Origin of the sequence: Streptomyces rishiriensis (genome assembly GCF_030815485.1) — a bacterium.
Lineage (GTDB): Bacteria > Actinomycetota > Actinomycetes > Streptomycetales > Streptomycetaceae > Streptomyces > Streptomyces rishiriensis_A.
In genome coordinates, this window is record NZ_JAUSWV010000002.1 from 6642123 (window position 1) to 6653990 (window position 11868).

9 protein-coding genes are annotated in these 11868 nt (G+C 70.7%); 2 read left to right on the plus strand and 7 right to left on the minus strand.

Features of this window, described 5'->3' with window-relative positions:
* Positions 1 to 87 precede the first annotated feature (87 nt).
* Positions 88 to 1461, plus strand: coding sequence for an XdhC family protein (locus tag QF030_RS31995; RefSeq protein ID WP_307166046.1), 1374 nt, complete (start codon positions 88 to 90; stop codon positions 1459 to 1461).
* Positions 1462 to 1604: 143 nt separating this feature from the next.
* On the opposite strand, the gene QF030_RS32000 is transcribed toward QF030_RS31995, so the two are convergent.
* The 7 genes from QF030_RS32000 to QF030_RS32030 form a co-directional block, all read right to left on the minus strand.
* Positions 1605 to 2045, minus strand: coding sequence for an SRPBCC family protein (locus QF030_RS32000; RefSeq protein WP_307166047.1), 441 nt, complete (start codon positions 2043 to 2045; stop codon positions 1605 to 1607).
* 89 nt (positions 2046 to 2134) lie between these two features.
* Entirely contained in the window at positions 2135 to 2923 is a 789-nt protein-coding gene (locus QF030_RS32005) for a polysaccharide deacetylase family protein (protein ID WP_307166048.1), read from the minus strand.
* 76 nt (positions 2924 to 2999) lie between these two features.
* On the minus strand, positions 3000 to 4448 hold the full coding sequence (locus QF030_RS32010; protein ID WP_307166049.1) for a family 43 glycosylhydrolase: 1449 nt from the start codon (positions 4446 to 4448) through the stop codon (positions 3000 to 3002).
* Positions 4449 to 4531: 83 nt separating this feature from the next.
* Positions 4532 to 6022 (minus strand): family 43 glycosylhydrolase, encoded by a 1491-nt coding sequence (locus QF030_RS32015; protein WP_307166050.1) that lies wholly within the window; start codon positions 6020 to 6022, stop codon positions 4532 to 4534.
* 310 nt (positions 6023 to 6332) lie between these two features.
* Positions 6333 to 8549 carry a catalase/peroxidase HPI gene (katG, locus tag QF030_RS32020; RefSeq protein WP_307166051.1) on the minus strand — a complete coding sequence of 739 codons (2217 nt, stop codon included), beginning with the start codon at positions 8547 to 8549 and terminating at the stop codon, positions 6333 to 6335.
* A gap of 66 nt (positions 8550 to 8615) precedes the next feature.
* Positions 8616 to 9053, minus strand: a complete 438-nt coding sequence (locus tag QF030_RS32025; RefSeq protein WP_307166052.1) for a Fur family transcriptional regulator — start codon at positions 9051 to 9053, stop codon at positions 8616 to 8618.
* Positions 9054 to 9185: 132 nt separating this feature from the next.
* Positions 9186 to 10424, minus strand: coding sequence for a cysteine desulfurase-like protein (locus tag QF030_RS32030; RefSeq protein ID WP_307166053.1), 1239 nt, complete (start codon positions 10422 to 10424; stop codon positions 9186 to 9188).
* Positions 10425 to 10681: 257 nt separating this feature from the next.
* Here QF030_RS32030 and QF030_RS32035 point away from each other — a divergent pair, with 257 nt between their 5' ends.
* Positions 10682 to 11821 (plus strand): SGNH/GDSL hydrolase family protein, encoded by a 1140-nt coding sequence (locus QF030_RS32035; RefSeq protein ID WP_307166054.1) that lies wholly within the window; start codon positions 10682 to 10684, stop codon positions 11819 to 11821.
* Positions 11822 to 11868: the final 47 nt, after the last annotated feature.

Genomic DNA, 11868 nt, shown 5'->3' on the forward strand with positions numbered 1-11868 from the left:
CACCCCGGTCCGCCGGGCACCCGCCCTGCGCACCACCTCCCTCCCCGCAACCGCCCTTCACGCAACCGCAGTCAAGGAGACCGAGAGATGCTGGACATCGCCGAGGAGCTGAACCGGTGGGTCGAGCAGGGCCGTGACTTCGCCGTGGCCACCGTGGTGGCCGTCGGCGGCAGCGCGCCCCGCCGGCCGGGCGCCGCCCTGGCGGTCGACGCCGACGGCACGGCGATCGGCTCGGTCTCCGGCGGTTGTGTGGAGGGCGCGGTGTACGAGCTGTGCCGGCAGGCGCTGGAGGACGGGGAGTCCGTCCTCGAACGCTTCGGGTACAGCGACGACGACGCCTTCGCCGTGGGGCTCACCTGTGGCGGGATCATCGACATCCTCGTCACCCCGGTGCGGGTCGGCGACCGGGTCCGTCCGGCGATCGCGGCCGGCCTGGCGGCCGCCGCCTCGGGCGGGGCCACGGCGCTGGCACGGATCGTGACCGGCCCGGCCGACCTCGTCGGTCGCGCGCTGATCGTCCGCCGGGGAAGCGGCGAAAACGGTTCCCGCACGAGCGGCTCTCACGACAGCGGTTACGGTGGCGGTAAGCCTTACGACAGCGGTTTCCGGGGCGGTGAGTCTTGCGACAGCGCTTTCCGCGGCGGTGAGTCCTACGACAGCGGTTACGGTGGCGGTAAGCCTTACGACAGCGGTTTCCGGGGCGGTGACTCTTACGACAGCGGTTTCCTCGGCAGCGGCTCTTGCGACAGCGGTTACTACGAAGGCGGCTTCGGCGCCCATCCCGAGCTGGACCGTACGGTCGCCGCCGAGGCCGGCGCCTTCCTCGACGCCGGTCGCACCGGCACCCTGGAGATCGGCGAGCAGGGCTCCCGCTGCGGGGCGCCGCTCACGGTGCTCGTCGAGTCGTCCGTCCCGCCGCCCCGGATGATCGTGTTCGGCGCGATCGACTTCGCGTCGGCGCTGGTGCGGGTCGGCAAGTTCCTGAACTACCGGGTGACGGTGTGCGACGCGCGTCCCGTCTTCGCGACCGAGGCCCGTTTCCCGGAGGCCGACGAGATCGTCGTCGAGTGGCCGCACCGGTACCTGGAGCGTACGGAGGTGGACGCGCGGACCGTGCTGTGCGTCCTCACCCACGACGCCAAGTTCGACGTCCCGCTGCTCCAGCGGGCGTTGCGGCTCCCGGTCGCCTACGTCGGCGCGATGGGCTCCCGCCGCACCCACCTCGACCGCAACGCCCGGCTGCGCGAAGTAGGCGTGACGGAACTTGAGTTGGCGCGTCTGCGGTCTCCCATCGGCCTCGACCTGGGCGCCCGCACGCCGGAGGAGACGGCGCTGTCGATCGCCGCCGAGATCGTGGCCGAACGGCGCGGCGGCACCGGGGTCTCACTCACCGGCGCGCACACGCCCATCCATCACGACGCGGCCTCGGCGCCGACGGACCGGATCGGCTCGGTGGCCTGAGCCGCCGCGCCGCGCCGCGCACGGCGGCCGGTCCGGCCGGGTGAACGGGCCGCGAGGGTCGCCGCCCCCCCCCCGCTCGGCCGGACGGGGCGCGGCAGTTCGCGCTCCCTCGGCCCGACGCGGCCCACGCGGGTCTCGCACGGTCATCGGCCGCGCAGCAGCCGGTTGACCGCGCGCCCGAACACCGAGCGGGCGCAGGCCCCGAGGAGCGGGTCGAAGAAGGACGGCAGAAAACGCAGGCGGATTTCCTCCCGCCAGAGCACCCGGGCCCGTCCGCCGGGCCCCGGCCGTACCTCGATCTCGGCCCAGCCCAGGACGACCCGGCCGCGCTTCTCCAGTCGGCACAGGCCCGGCTCGTCGTCGGACGGCGGCTGCCACACGGTCACCTCCATCCGGTCGGCGAAGGCGAACGGGCCGAGACCCGAACGCGCCTCGAAGACCGTGCCCTCACGGGTCGGCGCGGGAGTGAGCACGGCGATGTGGGTGAGCGGTACCGCGTCACCGTGCCGGGACCACTTCGTCAGGCGACGCCAGGCGTCGTCCGGGGAAAGCGGCACCGTGCGTTCGAGCTGGAAGAAGACCACGCGTCGATCGTAAGGAGTGGGGGCCGTTCGAGGGAGGACGACCCTCCGGCTCACAGGTTCCGGCTCACCTTCGCGAGGTGTCGGCCGGTTCAGCGATAGACGTGGCCGGGCACCGCCTCACCCGGCGCGAGGAGCTGAGGAACGGTCACGAAAACGTATCCGCGCTCTTTCAGCGCGTCGATGATCCCCGGTACGGCGGGCACGGTCCCGTCGTAGATGTCGTGCAGCAGGATGATGCCGTCCCGTTCGGCCTGGGCGAGTACCCGGCGCCGGATCAGCGCGGAGTCGGTCGTCGTGTAGTCCTTGGCGGTCACCGTCCACAACACCTCGGCGAGGCCCAGCTCCCGGCAGATCTCGTGCACGCTCTCGTCGGTGCGGCCCTGCGGCGGGCGCATCAGGGTGGGGCGCCGGCCGGTGAGGCGCGCTATCTCGTCGTTGGGACGCTGGAGTTCCTCGCGTATCTCCTCCGGCGTGATCTGCGTGAGGATCTTGTGGTCCCAGGTGTGACTGGCCACCTCATGGCCCTCGGCGGCCATGCGCCGGACGAGTTCCGGGTACTTCTCGATGTGCCGCTCGCCCAGCAGGAAGAAGGTCGCCGGGACCTGTCTCTCGTTCAGGATGTCGAGCAGACGGGCCGAGTTCTCGCTCGGACCGGCGTCGAAGGTGAGAGCGATGCACTTGGCCTCACGGCAGTCGACGCTGCCGAAGCGGGCGGCCTGGGTGGTGGCCGCGGGGTGGCCGCGGGCGGCGCTCGGGTGGGTGATGTCGGCGCCGCCGCAGCCGGTCAGCGTGACCGCCAGGCAGGTGGCCGCCGCCGAGACGGCGACGGTCCGCAACCCGGCGCCCGTTTTCTTCATCTTCTTGGTCAGAGAAGGCATGCCAGGACTATACATAGAGCGTATACACGCTATGTATAGTCCTGGCGGTCATGCCCTCCTCAGGCCGGACGGGGCCTCACTGGGCGTAGAAGGTCGCGTCTCCCTTGTCCGTGGCCGTGCTCGGCGTCTGCACGTACAGCACGTAGTTGTAGTGGCGGACGTAGCGTCCGGCGTAGTTGTACGACTCGTACGAGACTCCCGCGGAGTCGGCCAGGCCGGCCCGCTGGTAGAAACTCGCGTCGGACGCGAACGCCGACGTGCCGTCGCTCTTCTCCAGCCACACCTCGAAGTTCTTGTGGCGCAGGTAGTAGCCCGGGAAGTTCGCCGACTCCAGGGAGACCGTGCCGGTGCCCGCGAGACCGGTGACCACCCGGAACTGCGAGTCGGCGAGCGGGCTCACGCCGGCCTCGATGCGGGCGCGGTACTCCCAGTGCCGGACGAACCGGTCCGCGTAGTTGTAGGAGGAGAAACGCTTCGGGGTGACGCCGTCGGCCACCGGGATGCCGAAGTCGGGGGTGCCGTCCGCCTTCCAGTACACCTTCTGCACGCGGGTACGGCGGTTGGGGTCGTTCAGCGGGTCACCGGTGATGTCCTTGTAGCTGCGGTCGTGGTAGACGAGGATGTCCGACTTGCCGTCCTCGGAGACTGTGAACGAGTTGTGGCCCGGCCCGTACTGCGAGGTCGAGGCGTTCGAGGTGAAGACGGGCTGCGGCCCCTTGGTCCAGGACGCGGGGTCGGTCAGGTCGGCCGTCGCGGAGGCGGTCAGCATGCCCAGGCAGTAGTTGGCGTCGGTCGCGCTCGCCGAGTAGGTCATGAAGACCTTGCCGCCGTGCTGGATCAGCGCGGGACCCTCGTTGACCTTGTACCCGATGGTCTCCCAGGAGAGCGTCGGCTGCGAGATCTCCGCCGCGGTCCCCGAGATCGTCCAGGGATTGGCCATCCTGGCGATGAACAGGCTGGTGTTGTTGTTCTCGGACGGGTTGCGCTGCGCCCAGGCGAGGTAGCGGACGCCGTTCACGACGAAGGTGGTGGAGTCGAGCGAGAAGCTCTCCCACGTGGTCTTGATCTGGCCCTTCTCGGTCCAGGCCGCGGTGAGCGGATTGGCGCCGGTGCCCTCGAGGACGTACATCCTGATCGCCCAGATGTCACTGGTGGACCCGGCCGCGAAGTACACGTACCACTTGCCGTCGATGAAGTGGATCTCCGGAGCCCAGATGTGGGCGCCCATGACCCCGCTGCTGTGCTTGGTCCAGATGGTGACCTCCTGGGCCGTCGACAGGCCCTGGATGGTCGTCGCCCGGCGCAGCACGATGCGGTCGTACTCGGGGACGGTGGCGGTGAAGTAGTAGTAGCCGTCGGTGTGCTTGTAGATGTGCGGGTCGGCGCGCTGCGCCGCGATCGGGTTGGTGTACGTCACCGCGGGGGAGTCGGGCACGGCGGCCTGGGCGGGGGCGCCCACGCCGGCGACGACGGCCGCGAGGGCGACGAGGCCGGCCAGGATCAGCCGAACGGCGTTGCGTCTCAAGGGAGTTCTCCAGACGGAGGGGGGAGGGAAGAGGGGAGGGGGGAAGCGAAGGAGGGAGGGGACAGGGGAGAAGGCGTCCGGGTTCAGGTGGTGGGCACGAGGCGCCACTGCTGGCAGGTGTTGTTCAGCCAGGTCCACTGCCGTACGTCCGTGCCGTTCGCGGTCCCGCAGTCGGCGACGTCGGCGACCTTGCCGCTGTTCTCGCCGACGAGCCGGACGTAGTCGCCGCTCGCGGTGAAGACCAGGCGGAAGCGCTGGCACTTGTTGTTCAGCCACGACCACTGGCGCAGGTCGGCGCCGTCGGCGGTGGAGCAGTCGGCGGTGTCCATCACGTGGCCGGTGGCCACGTTCACCAGCCGGCTGGTGTCGTCGCCCTGGTCCTCGATCCGCCACTTCTGGTTGGTCCCGCCGGTGCAGGTCCACTGGAGGATGTCGGCGCCGTCGGCCGTGGAACCGCCTTCGACGTCGAGGCACTTGCCGCTGTTGCGGTTGACGAGGGTGTACGACGTCGGCGTCGCGGCCGTCTCGCCGGACGGGCCGGGGAGTGTCGTGCCCGATGCGACCGGGGTGCCGAAGTTCGGCGTGCCGTCGGCGTTCCAGGTGAACTTCTGGGCGCGGGTCGTCCGGCCGTTGCCGCAGCCGCCGCTCGCGGAGGAGTTGGCGTGGTAGACGATCCAGTTCTCGGTTCCGTCGGGCGAGGTGAAGAAACCGTTGTGGCCCGGGCCGTAGACGCCGTTGGTGTCGCTGCGCTGGAAGACGGGCGTCTGTTTCTTGGTCCAGGACGCCGGGTTCAGCGGATCGGTGCCCGTCAACTCCAGCTGGCCGAGCTTGTAGTCGGCCGTCTGGCAGTAACTGGCGGAGTAGGCGAGGAAGGTGCGGCCGTTGTGATACAGCGGTTCCGGGCCCTCGTTGACGGGTGCTCCCGACTTCTCCCAGTCCAGTGTGGGGCTGGAGATCACCGTGAAGGTGTTGCTGGAGAGCGTGTACGGGTTGCTCATCGGCGCGATCACCAGGCTCTGCGCGCTGCCGTTCACGAAACCGCTTCCGACGAGGTACAGGTTTCCGTTCGCCTGAAGCACGCTCGCGTCGATCAGCCAGCCGCCCGGTGTGAGGTTGGAGCCGGTCAGGGAGCCCTTGTAGGTGTAGGGGCCCAGCGGGTCGGTGCCGGCGCTCTCCAGGACGTGGGTGCGCTGGGAGTCGCAGCAGGCGACGCCGCCCTGGCCGGCCGAGTAGTACAGGTACCAGTGGCCGTTGAACCGGTGGATCTCCGGCGCCCAGATGTTGGTGTTGCGGGTCGAGGTGGTGTCCGACCACACCTGGACGGTGGGCGCGGTGGCCAGACCCGCCAGGGTCGGCGCCTTGCGCATGCCGAGGACGCCCGTGAACGTGGTGGTGATCAGGTAGTAGTTGCCGTCGTAGAACTCCAGCCAGGGGTCCGCGCCCTTGGCCGACTTCAGCGGGTTGGTGTACGGGCGGCCGTCGGCCGCGGCCGCCGGCTGGGTCGCCGCCACCAGGGCGACGAGCAGGGCCAGCACGCAGACGAGCAGGGGGCTGCGGCGGTACTTCCGAGGCATACAGGACCGTCCCTTGTCCGTAAAAGCCTGTCCGAGGTATCGAACATAGTTCGTAACTTCGGCCAGAAGATAAGGTGCGCGCATGCCCTCGTCAATGGTTTCGACAGTCCCACGGGCCTCGGGAACCCGTCGGACCACAGGTGGCACCGCGCGGCCGGTCGTCGGCGGAACGCGCCAGGGCGCCCGGGCCGGTCACTGTGGACCGGGCCGGACGCCCTGGCGGTCTAGCTGTTTCTGACTGTTTCTAGCTGCTTCCGGCCGCTCTTTCCGGCCGGTCTGCTGCCTCGCGGCCTCCGGGGAGGCCGGGACGTCAGATCAGGTCGAACCGGTCGAGGTTCGAGACCTTGACCCACGCGGCGACGAAGTCGTTCACGAACTTCGCCTTCGCGTCGTCGCTCGCGTAGACCTCGGCGAGCGCGCGCAGCTCGGAGTTCGAGCCGAAGACCAGGTCGGCGCGGGTGCCGGTCCACTTGACCTCGCCCGTGGCGGCGTCGCGGCCCTCGAAGGTGGCCTGGTCCGCGGAGGTCGACGACCACGTCGTGCCCAGGTCGAGCAGGTTGACGAAGAAGTCGTTGGTCAGCTTGCCCGGCGTGTCGGTGAAGACGCCGTGCGAGGACTGGCCGTGGTTGGCGCCCAGCACGCGCAGGCCACCGACCAGGACGGTCAGCTCGGGGGCGCTCAGCGTCAGCAGGTTCGCCTTGTCGAGCAGCAGGAACTCGGCCGGCAGGCGGTTGCCCTTGCCGAGGTAGTTGCGGAAACCGTCGGCGGTCGGCTCGAGGGCGGCGAACGACTCGACGTCCGTCTGCTCCTGCGTGGCGTCGACCCGGCCCGGCGTGAAGGGGACCTCCACGGCGTGGCCGGCGTCGGCCGCGGCCTTCTCCACGGCGGCGGCGCCACCGAGGATGATCAGGTCGGCCAGCGAGACCTTCTTCGCGCCGGAGTTGAACTCCTGCTGGATGCCCTCCAGGACGCGCAGCACCTGGGCCAGCTCGTCCGGGTTGTTGACCTCCCAGCCGCGCTGCGGCTCGAGGCGGATGCGGGCGCCGTTGGCGCCGCCGCGCTTGTCGCTGCCGCGGTGGGTGGAGGCCGACGCCCACGCGGTGGACACCAGCTGCGAGACGCTCAGCCCCGAGTCGAGGACCTTGGCCTTGAGCGCCGCGATGTCCTCGGCGCCGATGACCTCGCCCTCGGCCTCCGGCAGCGGGTCCTGCCACAGCAGGGTCTCCGCCGGGACCTCCGGGCCGAGGTACAGGGACTTCGGGCCCAGGTCACGGTGGGTCAGCTTGTACCAGGCGCGGGCGAAGGCGTCCGCGAACTCGGCCGGGTTCTCGTGGAAGCGGCGCGAGATCTCGCCGTAGATCGGGTCGAAGCGCAGCGCCAGGTCGGTGGTGAGCATCGTCGGAAGCTTCTTCTTCGACGCGTCGTGCGCGTCGGGGATGATCGCCTCGGCGTCCTTGGCCACCCACTGCTTGGCGCCGGCCGGGGACTCCGACAGTTCCCACTCGAAGCCGAAGAGGATGTCGAAGAAGTCGTTGCTCCACTGGGTGGGCTTGGTGGTCCAGGTGACCTCCAGACCACTGGTGATGGCGTCGCCGCCCTTGCCGGTGCCGAAGGTGGACTTCCAGCCCAGGCCCTGCTGCGCGAGGGCGGCGGCCTCGGGGTCGTCGCCGACGTTGTCCGCCGGACCGGCGCCGTGGGTCTTGCCGAAGGTGTGACCACCGGCGATCAGGGCGACGGTCTCCTCGTCGTTCATCGCCATGCGGCGGAACGTCTCGCGGATGTCGCGGGCCGAGGCCAGCGGGTCCGGGTTGCCGTTGGGGCCCTCGGGGTTGACGTAGATGAGGCCCATCTGGACGGCGCCGAGCGGGCTCTCCAGCTCGCGGTCGCCGGTGTAGCGCTGGTCGTCGAGCCAGGTGGTCTCCGGGCCCCAGTACACGTCCTCGTCGGCCTCCCAGACGTCCGCGCGGCCGCCGGCGAAGCCGAAGGTCTCGAAGCCCATCGTCTCCAGCGCGACGTTGCCCGTGAGGATCAGGAGGTCGGCCCAGGAGATGGACTGGCCGTACTTCTTCTTGACCGGCCACAGCAGACGGCGGGCCTTGTCGAGGTTGGCGTTGTCCGGCCAGCTGTTCAGGGGCGCGAAGCGCTGCTGCCCGCGGCCACCGCCGCCGCGGCCGTCGCTGATGCGGTAGGTGCCGGCGCTGTGCCAGGCCATACGTACCATCAGCGGGCCGTAGTTGCCGAAGTCGGCGGGCCACCAGTCCTGCGAAGTGGTCAGCACTTCGGCGATGTCCTGTTTCACGGCCGCCAGGTCGAGGGCCTCGAACGCCGCGGCGTAGTCGAACTCCGCACCCAGCGGGTTCGCCACGACGGGGTCCTTGGCGAGGATCTTCAGGTTGAGGCGCTCCGGCCACCACTGACGGTTGCCGCCGCCCTGGGTCGGGTGCGCGGCACGACCGTGCGCGACCGGGCAGCCGCCTGCCTCCGCCGCCTTCGGCTCGGTCACGATCGCATCATGGTTCTCGGTCATGGGGGAATCCTTCTGGCTGGTCGGATCACATGCTCGCGTACCGCAGGTCTCGGGTCCTGCGGGCGCTCAGGTGCTGCGGGCGGTGGAACAGTCGGGGCACAGGCCCCAGTAGATGACCTCGGCCTCGTCTATGGCGAAGCCGCGGTCGTCGGAGGCTGTCAGACAGGGGGCGTGGCCGACGGCGCAGTCGACGTCGGCCACCGCGCCGCAGGACCGGCAGACGAGGTGATGGTGGTTGTCCCCCACGCGTCCCTCGAACCGGGCGGGGCTGCCCGGCGGCTCGAGCCGGCGCACCAGTCCCGCGGTGGTCAGCGCGTGCAGGGCGTCGTACACCGCCTGGAGGGAGATGTGGCCCACGCGGTCGCGCACTCCGGAGGCGAGGGCCTCGACGCCGAGGTGGTCGCCCTTGCGGACGGTCTCGAGCAGCGCCACACGGGCGGCCGTCACCCGCAGGCCGGCACCGCGCAGCTCGTCGGCGGTGGTCGGTGTACGGGGTGCTGTCATGACGTCCAGGCTACTTTATAAACACGAATCATTCAAGAAAACGAACAGTGCAAGTCTGGGAAACGGCAGATGTCGCGGCGCAGATCACGGCACATGTCGCGGCGCAGGTCGCGGCGCAGGTCATGACCCGCGTCAGAGGAACGAGGCCAGCCCGTCGAGGAGCCGGTCGACGTCCTCGGTGTCGTTGTAGGGCGCGAGTCCCACCCGTAGCGCGGGATCGTCGAGCTTCAGCGCGGTGAAGGCCTCGTAGGCGTAGAACGAGCCCGCCGGGGCCACGACACCCCGGGCGGCGAGATGCGCCTGAGCCGCGCGTGCGTCCCGGCCCTCGAAACTCATCAGAACCGTCGGGGTGCGGTCCCTGGCCCGCGAGTGGACGGTGACGGCGTCCCCCAGCGCGCGCAGCCCTTCCTCCACCCGGGCGCGCACCGCGTTCTCGTGGTCGTGCAGGGACCGCAGCGACCGCGCCAGCCGCTCCCGGCGCGGCACCGCCGTCCCCGGCGCGTCCCCGGGCGCCCCCGGTCGCCCCTGCCCGGTCGGGTCGAGCGCGGCCAGGAAGTCCACGGCCGCGGTGGCGCCCGCCAGGATCTCGTAGGGCAGCGTCCCGAACTCGAAGCGCTCCGGCACGGTGTCCGGCGACGGCAGCAGCTTGTCCGGGACGAGCGCCTCCAGGACGTCGGCCGGTCCGGCGAGCACCGCGCAGTGCGGACCGAGGAACTTGTACGGCGAGCAGACGAACAGGTCGGCCCCCAGCGCGGGCACGTCCACCAGGTGATGCGCGGCGTAGTGCACCCCGTCCACGAACACCAGGGCGCCGGCCTCGTGGGCCAGGTCGGCGATCCGGCGCACCGGCGGCCTGGTGCCCAGCACGTTCGAGGCCGCCGTCACCGCGACCAGCCGGGTGCGGGACGACAGAGCCCGCTCGTAGGAGCCGAGGTCGAGTTCCGTGCTCGCGCCGTCGATCTCGATCCAGCGGACGACGGCCCCGGCGCGCTCGGCCGCCTGGATCCAGGGGCGCACATTGGCGTCGTGATCGAGCCGGCTGAGGACGATCTCGTCGCCGGGCCGCCAGTCCTTGGCCAGGGTCCGGGAGAAGTCGTAGGTGAGCTGCGTGGCGCTGCGCCCGTGCACGACGCCGCTCTCCGGCACGCCCAGCAGATCGGCGTAGGCGGCCCGGAAGCCGGTGACGGCTTCTTCGGCGTTGCGTTCGGAGGCGCTGACCAGCCCCCGGTTGGACAGCGGACCGGTCAACGTCCTGGTGACGGCCTCGGCGACCGGGGTGGGGGTCTGTGTCCCACCCGGCCCGTCGAAGAAGGCGAGACCCTGTGCGAGGGACGGGAAATGCGCCCGGAGGGCGGCGATGTCGATGGCCATGGCCCCGACTCTGACACCCGGGGACGGGACCCACCAGGGAGCCACGACGGCCACGGCCTCGGTGCCCTACCGGTCCCTTCCGCAGGTGAGCCGGCCCGGCCCCCGGAGGGACACGCCGCGGCACCGGGCCCGTGCTTGCGCCCCCGGGGACCCGTTCGTGGAAACCCGCGACGAATCACGCGATGAATCACGCGACGAATGCCGGACAGAGGACTACGACTGACCTGACCTGACCTGTGACGTCGAGAGGTCCTCGCATGCATTCCGTACTCGACCGCGCGCTCGACTGTGTCGTCGGCGCGCTCGGGAAGACCACCGACCCGACCGGGGTCACCCTGCACCGTTCCCCGGACTCGGGACGTGCGCGGCTGGCCGACCGGGCGTTCGACTTCAACAGCGCCGTGCCGTCCGGAGTGCGGCTGGAGATGCTCACGGACGCCACCGACGTCGAGCTCGACGCCCTGCTGACCGTCGTCCTGCCCCTGGGCATGCCGTCCGCCGGCAGCGTCTTCGACCTGGTGGTCGACGGCGAACTGCGCGAGCCGGTGGTGGCGAGGGAATACGGCCGGGTCTACTTCGACCCCGCCACCGGTTCCCTGGAGTCCGGACCGGCCGAGCCCGCGACCGTGCGCTTCCGCCTCGGTCCGCGGGCCGGTGAACGCCGCGTCGAGATCTGGCTGCCCGTCACCCCGGCCCTCACGCTGATCGACGTGCGCGTGACGGACGGGGCGTCGGTGCGACCGGCTCCGGCGAACGGCCCGCTGTGGGTGCACTACGGCAGTTCCATCAGCCAGTGCTCGGACGCGGACCGCCCGACCTCCACCTGGCCGGCCGCCGTGGCCCGCTCGGCCGGGCGGTCCCTGGTCAACCTGGGCCTCGGCGGGCAGTGCCAGCTCGACCCCTTCATGGCCCGCGCCATCCGTGACCTGCCCGCGAGCGCGATCAGCCTCGAGCTGGGCATCAACGTCCACAACGCCGACAGCATGCGGGAACGCGCCTTCGTCCCGGCCTTCCACGGCTTCCTCGACACGATCCGCGACGGGCATCCGCGCACGCCGGTCCTGGTCGTCAGCCCCATCGTCTGCCCGGCCGCCGAACAGCGGCCCGGCCCCACGCTGTTGGGCCCCGACGGAAAAGTCCGCACCGTCGACCGCCCCGCCGAACTCGCCTTCGGCGCGCTCACGCTCACCCGCATCCGCGAGGTGCTGAGCGAGCATGTCGAACAGCGCCGCAAGGACGGCGACGACCGGCTCCGGCTCGTCGACGGAACCACGCTGTTCGGGCCCGACGACGTGGCCGACCTGCCCGACGGCCTGCACCCGAACGCGGCCGGCTACGCCCGTATGGCCGAACGCTTCCTGCCCCTCTCCTTCGGCAGGGCGGGCGCGTTCGGGTGACCGGAAGGCCGGGCAGGCGTCGACTCCCGCGCGGGAAGCCGACCGTC

What these genes read in the sequence shown, in the direction of transcription:
- QF030_RS31995 (WP_307166046.1), top strand. Translation starts at nt 88, where the DNA reads ATGCTGGACATCGCCGAGGAGCTGAACCGGTGGGTCGAGCAGGGCCGT.
- QF030_RS32005 (WP_307166048.1), bottom strand. Translation starts at nt 2,923, where the DNA reads ATGCCTTCTCTGACCAAGAAGATGAAGAAAACGGGCGCCGGGTTGCGG.
- QF030_RS32015 (WP_307166050.1), bottom strand. Translation starts at nt 6,022, where the DNA reads ATGCCTCGGAAGTACCGCCGCAGCCCCCTGCTCGTCTGCGTGCTGGCC.
- katG (WP_307166051.1), bottom strand. Translation starts at nt 8,549, where the DNA reads ATGACCGAGAACCATGATGCGATCGTGACCGAGCCGAAGGCGGCGGAG.
- QF030_RS32025 (WP_307166052.1), bottom strand. Translation starts at nt 9,053, where the DNA reads ATGACAGCACCCCGTACACCGACCACCGCCGACGAGCTGCGCGGTGCC.
- QF030_RS32030 (WP_307166053.1), bottom strand. Translation starts at nt 10,424, where the DNA reads ATGGCCATCGACATCGCCGCCCTCCGGGCGCATTTCCCGTCCCTCGCA.
- QF030_RS32035 (WP_307166054.1), top strand. Translation starts at nt 10,682, where the DNA reads ATGCATTCCGTACTCGACCGCGCGCTCGACTGTGTCGTCGGCGCGCTC.